13 protein-coding genes and 1 pseudogene are annotated in these 14,727 nt (G+C 58.1%); 8 read left to right on the top strand and 6 right to left on the bottom strand.

All coding sequences use genetic code 11. The annotated features are described in order from the left end of the window. Positions 1-413: pseudogene (locus GPM19_RS07855) on the bottom strand (IS200/IS605 family accessory protein TnpB-related protein); the annotation flags it as partial. A 211-nt stretch (positions 414-624) separates the two neighbouring features. On the opposite strand from GPM19_RS07855, the gene GPM19_RS07850 reads away from it, so the two are divergent. The 5 genes from GPM19_RS07850 (at position 625) to GPM19_RS07830 (ending at position 6,884) form a co-directional block, all read left to right on the top strand. Next, on the top strand, positions 625-1,425 hold the full coding sequence (locus GPM19_RS07850) for an undecaprenyl-diphosphate phosphatase (protein WP_160418478.1): 801 nt from the start codon (positions 625-627) through the stop codon (positions 1,423-1,425). 45 nt (positions 1,426-1,470) lie between these two features. After that, the gene (locus tag GPM19_RS07845; protein ID WP_160418477.1) at positions 1,471-2,583 is read left to right on the top strand and encodes an FAD:protein FMN transferase; all 1,113 of its coding nucleotides are present in this window, start codon (positions 1,471-1,473) and stop codon (positions 2,581-2,583) included. A gap of 1 nt (position 2,584) precedes the next feature. Beyond that, complete coding sequence (gene glmU, locus GPM19_RS07840; RefSeq protein WP_160418476.1) at positions 2,585-3,952, top strand: bifunctional UDP-N-acetylglucosamine diphosphorylase/glucosamine-1-phosphate N-acetyltransferase GlmU; 1,368 nt, start codon at positions 2,585-2,587, stop codon at positions 3,950-3,952. Between the two features lie 69 nt (positions 3,953-4,021). Beyond that, entirely contained in the window at positions 4,022-5,848 is a 1,827-nt protein-coding gene (glmS, locus tag GPM19_RS07835) for a glutamine--fructose-6-phosphate transaminase (isomerizing) (protein WP_160418475.1), read from the top strand. 223 nt (positions 5,849-6,071) lie between these two features. Beyond that, positions 6,072-6,884, top strand: a complete 813-nt coding sequence (locus tag GPM19_RS07830; protein WP_160418474.1) for a c-type cytochrome — start codon at positions 6,072-6,074, stop codon at positions 6,882-6,884. Between the two features lie 67 nt (positions 6,885-6,951). Here GPM19_RS07830 and rep read toward each other — a convergent pair whose 3' ends face one another. Continuing rightward, complete coding sequence (gene rep, locus GPM19_RS07825; RefSeq protein ID WP_160418473.1) at positions 6,952-9,021, bottom strand: DNA helicase Rep; 2,070 nt, start codon at positions 9,019-9,021, stop codon at positions 6,952-6,954. A 73-nt stretch (positions 9,022-9,094) separates the two neighbouring features. On the opposite strand from rep, the gene GPM19_RS07820 reads away from it, so the two are divergent. After that, on the top strand, positions 9,095-9,574 hold the full coding sequence (locus GPM19_RS07820) for a tRNA (cytidine(34)-2'-O)-methyltransferase (RefSeq protein ID WP_160418472.1): 480 nt from the start codon (positions 9,095-9,097) through the stop codon (positions 9,572-9,574). Here the strand turns inward: GPM19_RS07820 and pyrE are convergent. Then, entirely contained in the window at positions 9,559-10,236 is a 678-nt protein-coding gene (pyrE, locus tag GPM19_RS07815; protein ID WP_160418471.1) for an orotate phosphoribosyltransferase, read from the bottom strand. The two genes, GPM19_RS07820 and pyrE, sit on opposite strands and share 16 nt — an antisense overlap. Before the next feature lie 144 nt (positions 10,237-10,380). On the opposite strand from pyrE, the gene GPM19_RS07810 reads away from it, so the two are divergent. After that, complete coding sequence (locus GPM19_RS07810) at positions 10,381-11,148, top strand: exodeoxyribonuclease III (RefSeq protein ID WP_160418470.1); 768 nt, start codon at positions 10,381-10,383, stop codon at positions 11,146-11,148. A 90-nt stretch (positions 11,149-11,238) separates the two neighbouring features. On the opposite strand, the gene rph is transcribed toward GPM19_RS07810, so the two are convergent. Next, positions 11,239-11,976, bottom strand: coding sequence for a ribonuclease PH (gene rph / locus GPM19_RS07805; protein WP_160418469.1), 738 nt, complete (start codon positions 11,974-11,976; stop codon positions 11,239-11,241). 117 nt (positions 11,977-12,093) lie between these two features. Here rph and GPM19_RS07800 point away from each other — a divergent pair, with 117 nt between their 5' ends. After that, positions 12,094-12,972, top strand: a complete 879-nt coding sequence (locus GPM19_RS07800; RefSeq protein WP_160418468.1) for a YicC/YloC family endoribonuclease — start codon at positions 12,094-12,096, stop codon at positions 12,970-12,972. A 305-nt stretch (positions 12,973-13,277) separates the two neighbouring features. Here the strand turns inward: GPM19_RS07800 and GPM19_RS07795 are convergent, their stop codons facing one another. Both GPM19_RS07795 and GPM19_RS07790 read right to left on the bottom strand, forming a co-directional pair. Next, on the bottom strand, positions 13,278-13,571 hold the full coding sequence (locus GPM19_RS07795) for a hypothetical protein (RefSeq protein ID WP_160418467.1): 294 nt from the start codon (positions 13,569-13,571) through the stop codon (positions 13,278-13,280). Between the two features lie 19 nt (positions 13,572-13,590). Continuing rightward, complete coding sequence (locus tag GPM19_RS07790) at positions 13,591-14,676, bottom strand: DMT family transporter (RefSeq protein WP_160418466.1); 1,086 nt, start codon at positions 14,674-14,676, stop codon at positions 13,591-13,593. Between the last annotated feature and the right edge of the window lie 51 nt (positions 14,677-14,727).

Genomic DNA, 14,727 nt, shown 5'->3' with positions numbered 1-14,727 from the left:
CTCCCGTAAAGGCTCGGAAAGGTCTTAGTGCTGGATGTCAGGCGCGGTGGTTTGGCGTGGGGGTGCTTGCGCTCACCCCGCAGCCACGTATCGAACCGGGTGACAAAAGAGCGCACCTGTCCCACCGCATCCATGATGGCCACGCGGCGAAGGTACGAAGGGAATTTGTAGTAACGTTTGGCGAAATAGGGATAGCGTACTTGTGGCCGCTGGCGGGTCGGATGAATAAGCCCTTCGATCACCTTAACGACGTCATTGCCTTTGCCAGTCCCCACCACCGGCCAGTGGGTATAGGCCACGGTCATCAGATCGCGCACCAATCGCCGATACAGTGCCAGCGTATCCGCCAGAGCGGTCTGTTGGTCGGCACTGGTGACGTGTAGCGCCAAGGAGTCGGAACGGATGATCGGCATAAGAAAACTATATATCTAACCAGTTATAAGAACAAGCAAGGCTAACGTCTTGTCCTGCCTTAACTGCCGATTCATTCAAAGAATCGAATCGCAGAATGCGGCAGGGTTTTGTTCAACGCCGACGGACAAAGCTGCCAAGGAAGTGTATCCTTTTGGTTTTTTCCAATTGCTTAATGTGAATCACCAGCGTCTCTTTTCTTTGGGAAGATTTATGGATTGGCTTCAGATTGTTGTCTTGGCGGTGATTCAAGGCCTCACCGAGTTCCTGCCTATTTCCAGTTCCGCTCACTTGATTCTGGTGCCGGTACTGACTCCCTGGGATGATCAAGGGCTAGCATTTGATGTCGCGCTGCACATCGGCAGTCTGACGGCGGTGGTGGTATATTTTCGCCACGAACTGTGGCGCATGCTGCAAAGCAGCTTGGCGGCGGTGAGCGGCAAGGGCGTGGATGAAGATGCCCGGCTAGGGTTCTGGGTGGCCTTGGCCACCCTACCGGTGTGTATCGTCGGGCTGATGTTTCATGATCTGATTTCCTCGAGCATGCGCGCCACGCTGATTATCGGCATCAGTCTGATCGGCTTTGGCCTGTTGCTGGGCTATGCCGATTTTCGCAAGCGAGGAACACGTACAGAGTATCAGTTGGGATGGAAGGATGCCGTGTGGATCGGAGGTGCTCAGGTGCTGGCCTTGATTCCCGGCACCTCTCGTTCGGGCATTACCATTACCGCTGCACTACTGTTGGGAATGAGCCGGGAAGGCGCCGCACGTTTTTCATTTCTGATGTCGATCCCGGTGATTGTGTTGGCTGGCGGCTTGGAGGCGATCGGTCTATTTCGCCAACCCCAGCTGATCGATTGGCCCGCTATGATTTGGGGTGCGGTATTATCTGGACTAAGCGCTTATCTGTGTATTCATTACTTTCTGGTGCTGATCAAAAAACTCGGCATGCAGCCTTTCGTTGTCTATCGCGTGGTATTCGGGGCCTGGTTGCTTTGGTTCTTCCATTTTTAAGTTTTGATTTAAATATTCTTAGTTTCCAATGGCAAGGTAAATATCATGAAGCATGATGGGCTTCGGACGTTATTGGCAGGTTTTCTCTGTGTGGTCTTGTTCGGGCTTGCCGGCTGCTCGGAAAATGACCGGCCGCTGGAGTCACCGGTACGTCTGGAAGGGAGTATTTTCGGTAGCTTCTATCAGCTGACGATCGCCGACCCGCTGACACAAGGCGAGGCAGGCGAACTCGAGGCAGGCCTGAAGGAAGAACTGGAACGTGTGGATCAGGCCATGTCCACCTATCGCGATGATTCCGAACTGGTCATTTTCAACCAGGCGCCGCTGAATGAATGGCAGCCGCTTTCCAATGAACTGATCGATGTCATGGCGATCAGCCAGACGGTGGCCGAGGCCAGCCAAGGAGCCTTTGATGTCACTGTCGGGGGCCTGGTCAACCTGTGGAGTTTCGGTCCCGAAGCGCGCCCAAGGGAGGCGCCTGACGAGGCCGTATTGCAGCAACGCCTGGAGAAAGTCGGCTATGACGCCCTGGAAGTCGATACCCAGAACATGCAGGCGCGGCGCACCCGGGATGTGTTCATTGATCTTTCCGCTGTCGCCAAAGGGCATGGTACCGACCGCGGCGCAGCTTATCTGGATAGCCAGGATATCCAGCATTACCTGATCAATATCGGGGGTGAACTGGTGGTGCGTGGCTATCGCGATCCTCAGCAACAGGCACCTTGGCGAATCGGTATCGAAGTGCCCGAAGACGGCCCGCAGCAAGCCCAGCATATTTTACCGCTGCACGAGGTCTCGGTGGCGACGTCGGGAGACTATCGCAACTATTTTGAACAGGACGGTCAGCGTTTTTCACACACCATCGATCCGCGTACCGGGAAACCGATCGATCATCGGCTAGCCTCGGTGTCGGTGGTGCATCCTTCCAATGCCTGGGCGGACGCCTGGGCCACGGCCTTGATGGTATTGGGGGAAAACGAGGGCATGGCACTGGCACAGGAACAGGAACTCAAGGTATTGATGCTGTTACGTGACAAGGATGACTGGAAAAGTGTGGCCAGCCCTGCCTTTGCCGAGCACTTCGGGGCTGAATTGCTCAATGAACTGGAAATCGGGCATGGCGACGGCGAATCACTCGGCACTGAAAATGAGGAGTAACATGCGCGAACTCGATGTGGTGATACTGGCAGCGGGAAAGGGCACACGGATGCGTTCCAATTGTCCCAAGGTGCTGCATACCTTGGCGGGAAAACCCATGGTGCGCCATGTACTGGACACTGCCGACAAGCTTATCCCCGAGCGCTTGCACGTGGTGATCGGCCACGGCGCCGAGCAACTTCGCGAAGCATTGGCCGACACTCAGGCGCGCTTCGTGCTGCAAGCGGAACAGAAAGGCACCGGTCATGCCGTGGCTCAGGCACTCGACGGCCTGGGGAGCGGCAAGGTACTGGTGCTCTACGGGGATGTACCCTTGATTCGCCGCGACACCCTGGCGGCACTGCTGGATCAAGTCGATGAACAGCACATGGGACTGTTGACGGTCACCTTGCCAGACCCCTCCGGCTACGGGCGAATTTTGCGTAATGCCGAAGGCGAGGCGGTGGCGATCGTCGAGCACAAGGATGCCTCGGAAAGTGAGCGCGCCGTGAAGGAATGCAACACCGGCATCATGGCGATGACTACCAAGCAGCTCAAGCGCTGGTTGCCACGGCTTTCCGCCGAGAATGCCCAAGGGGAATATTACCTGACCGATGTGATTGCCATGGCCGCCGCCGATGGCGTCAAGGTGGCCACTGCCCAGCCGGCAACGGCAGTGGAAGTGGAAGGGGTCAACAACCGTGCCCAGATGGCGCGCCTGGAACGGGCCTATCAACTCGGCGTGGCTGAAACCTTGATGGAGCAAGGCGTGGCGCTGGCCGATCCGGCGCGGCTGGATGTACGCGGCAAACTGACCTGCGGTCATGATGTCGAGATCGATATCGGCTGTGTGTTCGAAGGCGACGTGGAGTTGGGAGAGGGCGTGCGTATCGGCCCTTACTGCGTGATCCGTAACAGCACCCTGGGCGCTGAAAGCGTGATCGAGGCCCATAGTGTGATCGATGGCGCCGTGGCGGCAGGGCTCAATCAGATCGGCCCCTTTGCCCGGCTGCGCCCCGGCACGCGCCTGGCGGTCAAGGCAAAGGTCGGCAATTTCGTCGAAACCAAGAACGTCGATGTAGGAGAGGGCAGCAAGATCAATCACTTGAGCTATGTAGGTGACGCCAGTCTGGGGCGAGAAGTCAATGTCGGCGCAGGTACCATTACCTGCAATTACGATGGGGCCAACAAGCATCATACCTGGATGGGTGACGGTGCTTTTATCGGTTCCAACACCGCGCTGGTGGCGCCAGTGAGTATCGGCCGTGGCGCGACCATAGGCGCGGGTTCCACCATTGCCAAGGATGTCGCCGACCACTCCCTGGCAGTCACCCGTGGCCGCCAGATCAACAAGCCCGATTGGCCACGCCCCAGCAAGGAAGAACTCTGATATTTCAGAGCTTTATTCACCTAAACAGGGTTCACTGCCCGTTAATACTCATTGAACAAGGAGAAGGGTATGTGTGGCATCGTCGCTGCTGTGGCGCAACGCAATGTACAAGGCATCTTGTTGGAAGGCCTGAAGCGCCTGGAATACCGTGGATACGATTCCGCCGGCATGACCGTATTGCATGAAGATCAGCTGACTCGCCATCGGGCTCAAGGCAAGGTGGCGATGCTCGAAGCCTGCCTGACCGAACAGGCCCTGCCAGGCATCTGTGGCATTGCCCATACACGCTGGGCCACCCATGGTCGCCCCAGCGAAGCCAATGCCCATCCGCATCAGTCGAGTGAGCAGATTGCCGTGGTGCACAACGGCATCATCGAGAATTACGAATCGCTCAAACAATCGCTAGGCGACAAGGGTTACCTCTTCACCTCGGAAACCGACACTGAAGTGTTGGCGCATCTTCTGGCCGATATTCAGCAGCAAGGTATGTCGCTGCTGGCCGCCGTGCAGCAGTGCCTGGCGACCCTGCAAGGGGCCTATGCGCTGGGTGTGATGAGTACCCGTGAACCCGGCGTGGTGGTGGGGGCACGTCAAGGCAGCCCCTTGGTGGTGGGGGTGGGAATCGACGAAGCTTTTCTGGCCTCGGACCCCTTAGCGCTGCTGCAGGTCACCGACCGCTTCATCTACCTGGAAGAAGGCGATGTGGTGGAGCTGCGTGAAGGTGGAAAAATTTCTCTGTTTGATAGCCGGGGTGACGTTGTCGAGCGCCCGGTGCATACGTTCGAACACGGCGATGGTGCGGCCAGCAAGGGTGACTACCGCCACTATATGCTCAAGGAAATTTTCGAGCAGCCGGAGGTGATAGCTGCCGCTCTGGAAGGCCGATTGAGTGATGAGGGGGTGCTGGTGGAAAGCTTCGGTCCCGAAGCTGTGGCGCATTTCCAGACGCTCAAGCAAATTCATATCGTCGCCTGCGGCACCAGCTACCATGCGGGCCTGGTGGCACGCTATTGGCTGGAGCGCTACGCCGGCGTACCGGTGCAGGTGGAAGTGGCCTCCGAATATCGCTATCGGCAGGTGGTAGTACCCGAAGGTACGCTATTCGTCACGCTCTCCCAGTCCGGAGAAACTGCCGATACCCTGGCCGCGCTGCGTTTTGCCAAGGCGCGCGGTTACGTGGGCAGCCTTGCCATCTGCAATGTGCCAGGAAGCTCGCTGGTACGCGAATCCGATCTTTGCCTGATGACTCGCGCCGGGCCGGAAATCGGGGTTGCCTCGACCAAGGCATTCACCACGCAACTGGTGGCCCTGATGCTGCTGACCCTGGCCATCGCCCGGGCACAGGGAGGCAAGGTCGACCGCGAGATCATTACCGCCCTGCGCGGCCTGCCAAAGTTATGCCAAGAGGTGCTGGCACTGGATTCGGCGATTGAAAACCTCGCCCAATCCTTTGCCGAAAAGCACCATGCCCTGTTTCTGGGACGTGGCGCGCATTTTCCCATCGCCTTGGAAGGCGCACTCAAGCTCAAGGAGATTTCCTACATTCACGCTGAAGCCTACCCCGCCGGTGAGCTAAAGCACGGCCCCCTGGCGCTGGTCGACAGCGAAATGCCGGTGATTGCCGTGGCACCCAACGATGACCTGCTGGAAAAGCTAAAATCCAACCTTCAGGAAGTGCGGGCCCGGGGCGGGCTCTTGTACGTCTTTGCCGACGAAAGCGTCGGCATAGCCGAAGAGCCCGAGGTTCAGGTGCTGACATTACCTTATGTGCATGAAGCCCTGGCCCCGCTGCTCTACACCCTGCCGCTACAGCTACTCAGCTATCATGTGGCGGTACTCAAGGGCACCGATGTGGATCAGCCACGCAACTTGGCCAAGAGTGTCACGGTGGAATAGGAGTACTTAGATAAGGATTCGTGTGTGTATTTAGCTGGCCTGCTGCCACTATTGGCCGAAGATTAGCGCCTTGCGACGTAAGAGACCTTAGTGGGCATTTTCCAGCGGTTTGCGTTGTCGGTATACTACCGACTTTGCACGTCATGGCGTCTCGGTCAGACACTGCCGATTACGGCGCCGCCACGCGCACAATTTGATGAGAAAAACTCAAGAGGTGATGAGAGTGGAATTCAAGCTGATAATGAGCGGTCTGGCGGCGTTGGGCTTCGTCGCGGGGATCTCTACCGCGCAGGCGGAAGTGAATCGTGAAGCGATTGCCGAGCGACTCAAACCGGTAGGCGAAGTATGTGTCGAAGGACAGGATTGCGGCACGACTTCCGCGCCGGCGCAAGCCGCTAGCGGCGCCGGCGATGAAATCGACGGTGCCGGCATCTACAACAGCGTCTGCATGGCGTGTCACGAAACCGGTGCCGCCGGCGCGCCGATTCGTGGCGTTGAAGAAGCCTGGATGGACCGAAAAGTTCAAGGTTTCGCCACCCTACTCGATCACGCGATCAACGGTATCGGTGCCATGCCGCCGCGTGGGGGTAATCCCAACCTTTCCGATGAAGAAATGCGTGCATCCGTGGCTTACCTGGTGGAACCGGTAATGGACGTGCCCGAGGAAAGTGAGGCCGTCGAAGAAGTGATGGCGGAAGAAGAAGCGACGACTGACGTTACCCTGGTCGATGAGGAAGGGGTTGAAGAGGCTGAGGTTGAACCTGAAGCGGTAAACGCGGAAAAAGATAATGGTCTGGATGGCGAACTGTTGTATGCCAGCAGCGGCTGTAACGTCTGCCATGACAACGGCGTGGCCGGGGCGCCGATTTTGGGTGATGCCGATGCCTGGGCGGCACGTCTGGAAAAAGGCTCGGCAACCCTCTATGACCATGCGATTAACGGCTTCAATGCGATGCCGGCCAAGGGGGGTAATCCCAACCTGGCGGATGAAGAAGTGCAGGCGATCGTTGACTACATGGTGGCTGAAGCACAGTAAGACGCGCCTTAACTATGACGGGGTGCCCTGAAAAGGGCACCCCGTCGTGTTTTATCAATCGGCAATGTCACCCCAATAACGAGCGTAGCCCGGCGATGGCATCCTTTCCCCGCGCCTGTTTTTTCTCCGGGTCTTCTTTATCGAGACGTCCTTCCCATTCCAGGTCATCCGCCGGCAGTTCTTCGAGAAAGCGGCTGGGCGCGCAGTCCATCAGCTCGCCATAGGTCTTGCGCTGGCGAGCGAGCGTCAAGGTCAGGGTGCGTCGGGCACGGGTGATACCCACATACGCCAGGCGCCGTTCCTCTTCCACGGTGCCGGCTTCGACGGCATTGCGGTGGGGAAGCAAATCCTCTTCCAGTCCCATCAGATAGACATGCGGAAATTCCAGCCCCTTGGAAGCATGCATGGTAAGTAGCTGAACGCGATCGGAATCGTCTTCCTCGGCCTGCTGTTCGAGAATATCGCGCAATACCAGCCGCGAAATGGCGGCTTCCACACCCTCGGTTTCGGTGTCATCGCTGGCGTTGATGTCTTCGGGGTCGCGCTGCATGGATTTTTCCAGTTGGTCGATCAGAATCCATACATTGGCCATGCGGCGTTCGGCCACGGTGGGAGCGCTGGCGTTCTGGTGCAGCCAGGCTTCGTAGTCCATGTCGCGCAGCATGTCGCGAATGGCGGCGATGGCGTCGCCCTGATCCATGCGTTTGCGCACGCCGTCGATGAAATGAGTGAAGCGCCCCAGGCGTTCCACCGCCCGCGTGGGTAGCTGTTGTTCGAGGCCCAGCTCATGGCAGGCGGCAAACAGCGAGATGCCGCGTCCGGTGGCCTGGTCGTTGGCATAATTGGCGAGCTTTTCCAAGGTGCCGGGGCCGATCTCCCGGCGCGGCACATTGACGATGCGCAAGAAGGCGTTATCGTCCGCCGGATTGATCAGAAGGCGCAGGTACGCCATGGCGTCCTTGATTTCGCCCCGGGAGAAAAACGAGGTGCCGCCGGAGAGCTTGTAGGGAATCTGGTAGTGCTGCAGTTTCAGCTCCAGAAGCCGTGCCTGAAAATTGCCGCGGTAAAGCACCGCGAAATCACGCCATTCGGCACGCTCCTTGATGCGGCGGGTGAGGATTTCCCCGGCGACGCGTTCGGCTTCGGCCTCCTCGTGGCGGCTCACTACCACGCGAATCGCCGCTCCCTGGCCCATGTCCGACCACAGGGTTTTCTCGTAGACGTGGGGGTTGTTGGCAATCAAGGTGTTGGCCGCACGCAAGATGGTGCCGGTAGAACGGTAGTTCTGCTCCAGCTTGATCAGCTTCAAGCCGGGAAAGTCTTCGCCCAGGGTGACCAAGTTCTCCGGACGAGCACCGCGCCAGGCGTAGATCGACTGGTCATCATCGCCCACCACGGTGAAGGTCGAACGCTCGGCCATCAGCAGCTTGACCAGCAGGTATTGCGAGACATTGGTGTCCTGATACTCGTCGACCAGCATGTAATGAATCTTGCGTCGCCAGCGAGCCAGGGCGTCCGGGTCGCGTTGCAATAACACCACCGGCAGCAGAATCAGGTCATCGAAGTCCACGGCATTATAGGCCTTCAGATGCCGCACATAGGCTTCATAGACCCGGGCGGCAAAGTGGCTGGCGTCATCTTCGGCATGCGAAAGGGCGTCAGCCGGCAATATCAGGTCGTTCTTCCACTGAGAAATCTGGTGCTGTACGGCGTTGATCTGTTCAGCGTCGACCTGGGCGTCCTTGTTCATCAGGTCGCGCAGCAGCGCCTTGGCGTCTTCAGGGTCGAACAACGAAAACCCCGGCTTGTAGCCCAGCGCCTTCAATTCACCGCGGATGATATTGAGCCCCAGGGTATGGAAGGTGGAAACGGTCAGGCCGTGACCTTCCTTGCCCTTGAGCAGCTGTCCCACCCGCTCTTTCATTTCTCGAGCGGCCTTGTTGGTGAAGGTTACCGCGGTGATCCGCCGGGCACTCATGCCGCATTCCTGCACCAGGTAGGCGATCTTGGTGGTGATCACGCTGGTCTTTCCCGAGCCCGCGCCGGCCAATACCAGGCAAGGGCCGTCGATATAGCGCACCGCTTGTTGCTGGCGGGGATTGAGTCCCTTGATTCGCTGGTTGATGCTGAGCGTCATGGCGGCGGTTTTCCTCTACAATCGACGGCGATTAATGCGAAAGCCCAAGGGCTTATTGACACAGGCGAGTGGCATGTTCGAGATAGCGTTGTTTGAACCCCGGGTTGCGCCCAATACCGGCAACATCATGCGCCTGGTGGCCAATAATGGCTGCCGTTTGCATCTGATTGAACCCCTGGGTTTCGACCTGGAAGAAAAGAAGCTGCGCCGCGCCGGCCTGGACTATCGTGATCTGGACAATGTGACACGTCATTTAGATTATGCGAGTTTTATCGAGGCAATGGCCGGGCGGCGTATCCTGGCGCTGACCACCCATGGCACCCGGGCGTATAGCGACTGTCGGTTCGAAGCCGGGGATGTGTTGCTGTTCGGCTCGGAAACCGCCGGGTTGCCGGCGCATGTGCATCAAAGCCTGCCGGAGCAGCAGCGTCTGCGCATCCCCATGCAGCCCAATAATCGTAGCCTGAACTTGTCCAATGCGGTGGCCATCGTCAGTTATGAAGCTTGGCGCCAGCAAGGGTTTGCCGGCGCGATGGATCACTCGATGCCGTAACGCTCGCGATAAGCGCGGATGGCCTCGGCGTGGGGTTGCATGTCACTCCCGCCCTGGCTTTCCAGATAAGCCAACACCTGCGCCAGGGTGACGATGCTGACCACCGGCATGGCATAAGTGGCTTCGACTTCCTGAATGGCACTACGCTGAAGAAGGCCTTCATTGCCCTGAGCGCGTTCCTGGCGATCCAGGGCGATCACCACCCCGGCCGCGCGTGCGCCGCTTGTCTTGATCAGGTGCATGACTTCGCCGATCGCGGTACCGGCGGTGATTACATCGTCGATAATCAGGATATCGCCTTCAAGCGGTGCGCCGACGATATTGCCGCCCTCGCCATGAGTCTTGGCTTCCTTGCGATTGAAGGCATAAGGCATATCGTGGGCGTGATGGTCGGCCAGGGCGATCGCTGTCGTGGCAGCGAGGGGGATGCCCTTATAGGCCGGGCCGAACAGAACATCGGCCTGAATGCCGCTCTCGATGATAGCCTGGGCATAAAAGCGTCCCAGGCGCGCCAGGGCGGAACCGGTCTGAAACAGGCCGGCATTGAAGAAATACGGGCTGACACGCCCGGATTTCAAGGTAAATTCGCCAAATGAGAGTACGCCCTGTGCAATGGCGAACTCGATGAACTCACGCTGATAAGGCTGTAACGGCTTGACCACGGCTGTCCTCACTGATGGCTGTCCTCACTGATGAGGAGGGCTGGAAATAATAAGGGCTGGAGACTGGGCAAGTTTTGCGGCGGGCGTTTACCCAAACGTCTAAACGTCGGGTATCATACAGCAGCGACGCAAAAGGGACGATCTATGAAAATTGCCAGTATCAACGTCAATGGTATTCGTGACGCCGTCGAGCGAGGCTTCCTGGACTGGCTGGCTCAGCAGGATGCCGACGTGATCTGCGTGCAGAACATCAAGGCCAAGAGCTTCGAACTGGAAGACTATATTCTCTATCCAGAAGGCTACGAAGGTTACTTTCTGGATGCCGAGAAAGACGGCTTCTCCGGAGTGGCACTGTATTGCCGCAAGATCCCCAAGGCCATCATGTACGGCCTGGGATTTTCTCAGTGTGACCATGAAGGCCGCTTTCTGCAGGCCGATTACGACCGTTTCAGCATCGCCACTTTCCTGATGCCCGACGGTAGCGATCAAAAAGCCAAGCAGGCGTTCATGGAGCAGTACCAGGAATATTTGAGCAAGATGGCCAGAAAACGTCGCGAGTACATTATCTGCGGCACCTGGCATGTGGCTCACAAGACCATTGACCTGGCCAACTGGTCCGATAACCAGTTGACCTCGGGCTTTCGTCCGGAAGAGCGTGCCTGGATGGATCAGGTGCTCGGCCCTACCGGTTTCATCGACACCTTTCGCGAGATCAATCGCGATGCCGATGAATATACCTGGTGGCCGAAGCTGGATCAGGAAGTACCGCGCGAACGCCAGGAAGGCTGGCGGATCGATTATCAAATGGTCGGCCCCAATTTCCGCCGCCATGTGGTGGATGCCTGGATCGACTACGACGCCACTTTCTCGGAATATGCTCCGCTGATCGTCGAGTACGACCTGAGCCTTTGAGCTTGTAAAGGCACGAAACACCTTGCGTCGCTCTGCACGCCGGCTGACAGCCGGCGTGCAGCATGATAGGCACAACAGTGGGGTGGTGTTCTAGTGGCGAATGCCCAGGGCTTCCCGCTGATGGTCGCGTAGCTGGCTGCCTGTCTGCTCGGCCAGGTCAAGCATGGCGTTGAGTTCCGCCCGCGAGAAGGTACCCGCCTCGGCAGTACCCTGGACCTCGATCAACGAGCCGTCTTCCGCCATTACCACGTTCATGTCGGTACCCGCGCTGCTGTCTTCCGGGTAGTCGAGATCGACCACCGGCACGCCCTTGTAGATACCCACGGAGACCGAGCTGATCAGCTGCTTGAAGGGGTCGCTCTTGATCTTCTTTTCGCGCTGCAGATAGCGCAGGGCATCCACCAGTGCCACGCAGCCACCGGTAATCGCCGCGGTACGGGTACCGCCATCGGCCTGGATCACGTCACAATCGATGGTAATGGTGAACTCGCCCAGCTTCTTCAGGTTCACCGCTGCGCGCAGCGAGCGTCCGATCAGCCGCTGGATTTCCAGGGTGCGCCCGCCTTGCTTGCCACGTGTGGCTTCACGCCCGCTTCTGGAGTGCGTCGCGCGCGGCAGCATGCCGTATTCGGCGGTTACCCACCCCTGGTTCTTGCCGCGCAACCAGCGCGGTACTCCGGCTTCCACGCTGGCATTGCACAGCACTTTGGTATCACCGAACTCCACCAGCACCGAGCCTTCGGCATGACGGGTGTATTCGCGGATCAGGGTAATTTCACGAGCCTGGTCGGGCTGGCGCCCACTGGGGCGTACAACGTCAGAGCGCATGGAACCTCTCATGATTTGCAGGGAGAATAGCGGAAAACAAAGGAGCGCCATTCTACACACCTTGGGCCGGCCTTATCGGATAGACTGGCGCAAACCGTTGACTGAACAAGGAACCACATGAAGCACACCTTCCCAGTACACAGCATGACGGCATTTTCCCGCACCGAGCAGGCGGCACCGTGGGGCACCCTGCAAGTCGAGCTACGCTCGGTCAACCAGCGCTATCTGGAGCCGCATTTTCGTCTTCACGAAAGCCTGCGTGACCTGGAACCCACGCTGCGCGAAGCACTACGTACTCGCCTGGCGCGCGGCAAGCTGGAATGCAGCCTGCGCTTCGAGCCCGCCGAGACCGCCCAAGCCCCAGCGGTCAACCAAGCGCGGCTGGCGGCGCTGGCTGATGCCCTGAGCGCCGTGCAAGCGCAGGTGCCCAGTGCCGTGGCGCCCACCACCCTTGAGCTGTTAAACCAGCCTGGTGTCATGGAAAGCCAGCATCTTGATCAAGAAGCCATCAAAGCCGCTGCAAAAACGCAGTTTGACCAGGCGCTGAACGAACTGCTCGACGCCCGTGCCCGCGAAGGTGAAAAGCTCGCCGAGATGATTCATGCCCGCCTGAAGGGGGTGCGTGAGCAAGTGGTTGTCGTGCGCCGGTTGCTGCCGGAGATTCTCGAGCGTCAGCGTGCCCAGCTGCTGGAGCGCCTAGAGGTCGCCAAGACCGAACTCGACCCTCAGCGCCTGGAAGCCGAGTTGGTACTGGTCGCCCAGAAAGCCGACGTGGACGAAGAACTCGACCGCCTGGAAGCGCATGCCATCGAGGTGGAGCATCAACTTGGTCAGAAGGGCCCCAAGGGTCGTCGACTGGATTTTCTGATGCAGGAACTCAACCGCGAAGCCAACACCCTCTCGTCAAAATCCGTGGTTGCCGACACCACCCGCTGCGCAGTGGAGCTCAAGGTGCTGATCGAGCAGATGCGCGAGCAGATTCAAAATATTGAGTGACTCCCAATGGTGTCCAGGATTATTCATTAGTTAATGTTTTTATTTATTTTTTTGATATAAATTGCCTGCGTGCTTTCGCCCGCTTATTACTGAATAGGCGGTGCATGGTCAGCAGTGCCATCCGGCTGAAGTGAATGCCCCGGTTAATACTTTAGATCTTGGTGACGAAAGTGCGGGCCTGGTATAAAGCTAGGCCACTCAAAGCAATGATTACCGCCACTGCCAGGATATCGGCACCCGGAAATCCCCAGAACTCAGACATATTATTTCCTCATGAAGTTGAATAATTAGGTAAAGCCCAGTCGTCAGGCCAGTTCGGTGTCCAGCATACGCTGTCGGCCAAAGGCATTGAGCCGGAACTTGAACAGGACCCGGCCTACCCCGAAGTAGCCCTGATCGTCCAGTTGCTCTTCAACGCTTTCGATAATGCCGGTGGAAAATAGGTCCGTCAGGGTCACCCGCGTATTGCCTCTCCAGTAACGACCGGTGAGACCGTACTCACTCATCAGGGCGTCAGTCAGTTCCCAATCCCAGATGCCTTCATCGCGTCTGGCGTTGATTAGCTGGAGAATTCGGCCTTTCATGTGCAATCTTTTCATCTGTTGGCACTCCAGTTGATCAATGGGTGGGAGAGGGGGCCGTCTCGGTGTCGGCGTTTTTCGAGACGGCACGAACGACTTCAAGAACCTCGTCGTTCTCGGTAAACATCACGAAGCCGCCGATCACGAACAGCGCCAGCCCAGCCAGAAAATTCCACTCTGGAAGCTGCAGGGTAAAGGCCGCCAGGAAGATCACGGCGAAAAGACCGTATAACGAGGCAATCGCCTGTCCGCGACCCACCCCGATGAGCGGGAAGGACTTGTACCAGGAGACATAGCAGAAAGCGAAGGTGATCCCGGCCAACATAAGCCAGCCAATGGCGGCCCAATTGAATGTGGCGACGACCAACTCGACAACGGGCTGGTCGGTGAACAGGTAGATAGCGGGCAGAATGAGCGCTACCCAGTAGAATACCTCGGCGGAAAAGCGCACGGTGATGCCCACATCCGGGTCGGCAACATCCAGGCCCCGTCCGGCAATGGCTCCCTCAACGCCCCAACCCAGGGCTGCCATGGCGCCGCCGACGTAGCCGAGCCAGCCGCTCTGACCGGTACCGGTCAGTTCGCCTATGATGCCCGGCGCATAGACTGTTACACCGCCGGCGAGAATAATGAAGATACCGATGGCGGCCCGCTTGGTAATTTTTTCCTGATACCAGAGGCGTGCCAGAGTGGCACCGATGATTGGATACATCAGCGCGGCGATAGCAGCGAAGGCCCCGCCAATGTAACCGATGGCCAGATAGGAGCCGAATATGGCCATAGGACCACCAAAGATGGCGCCGATAAAGAACCACTTGGAGATGTTGCGCATCTGCCGAATGGTGCGGCCGTATTCGCCCCATTTACCCAGTACCCCATTCCAGACAAAGAGAAAGAACAGGACGGCGATGGCATTGAACGTCGTAAGCACCGCTGCCGCCAGCAGAAACTCTGCATTGGTGTCATAGCTCAGGTTGACGTAAGGCGCTTCAAACCAGACGGCGGAACCGGGAATGTACCAGGCGCCCCAGAGCACGGCGCACCAGAGGGCCCACATAAAGCCCCATCGGATGCTGCTGGCGGTAAAGCGTGAACGAGCCTGAGTCAGGCTTGTATCCGTCATGGACGTTTCCTTTCAATAACATTAAATGGCGTGCGCGACAGAAACTACAGC

Source organism: Vreelandella zhuhanensis (genome assembly GCF_009793355.1).
GTDB lineage: Bacteria > Pseudomonadota > Gammaproteobacteria > Pseudomonadales > Halomonadaceae > Vreelandella > Vreelandella zhuhanensis.
This window is presented reverse-complemented; position numbering and strand designations above follow the sequence as displayed.

Coding starts and splice junctions, on each gene's coding strand:
- rep (WP_160418473.1), bottom strand. CDS start 9,021: ATGACGCTCAGCATCAACCAGCGAATCAAGGGACTCAATCCCCGCCAG.
- rph (WP_160418469.1), bottom strand. CDS start 11,976: ATGCGCTCTGACGTTGTACGCCCCAGTGGGCGCCAGCCCGACCAGGCT.
- GPM19_RS07800 (WP_160418468.1), top strand. CDS start 12,094: ATGAAGCACACCTTCCCAGTACACAGCATGACGGCATTTTCCCGCACC.
- GPM19_RS07845 (WP_160418477.1), top strand. CDS start 1,471: ATGAAGCATGATGGGCTTCGGACGTTATTGGCAGGTTTTCTCTGTGTG.
- GPM19_RS07810 (WP_160418470.1), top strand. CDS start 10,381: ATGAAAATTGCCAGTATCAACGTCAATGGTATTCGTGACGCCGTCGAG.
- GPM19_RS07790 (WP_160418466.1), bottom strand. CDS start 14,676: ATGACGGATACAAGCCTGACTCAGGCTCGTTCACGCTTTACCGCCAGC.
- GPM19_RS07820 (WP_160418472.1), top strand. CDS start 9,095: ATGTTCGAGATAGCGTTGTTTGAACCCCGGGTTGCGCCCAATACCGGC.
- glmU (WP_160418476.1), top strand. CDS start 2,585: ATGCGCGAACTCGATGTGGTGATACTGGCAGCGGGAAAGGGCACACGG.
- glmS (WP_160418475.1), top strand. CDS start 4,022: ATGTGTGGCATCGTCGCTGCTGTGGCGCAACGCAATGTACAAGGCATC.
- GPM19_RS07850 (WP_160418478.1), top strand. CDS start 625: ATGGATTGGCTTCAGATTGTTGTCTTGGCGGTGATTCAAGGCCTCACC.
- GPM19_RS07795 (WP_160418467.1), bottom strand. CDS start 13,571: ATGAAAAGATTGCACATGAAAGGCCGAATTCTCCAGCTAATCAACGCC.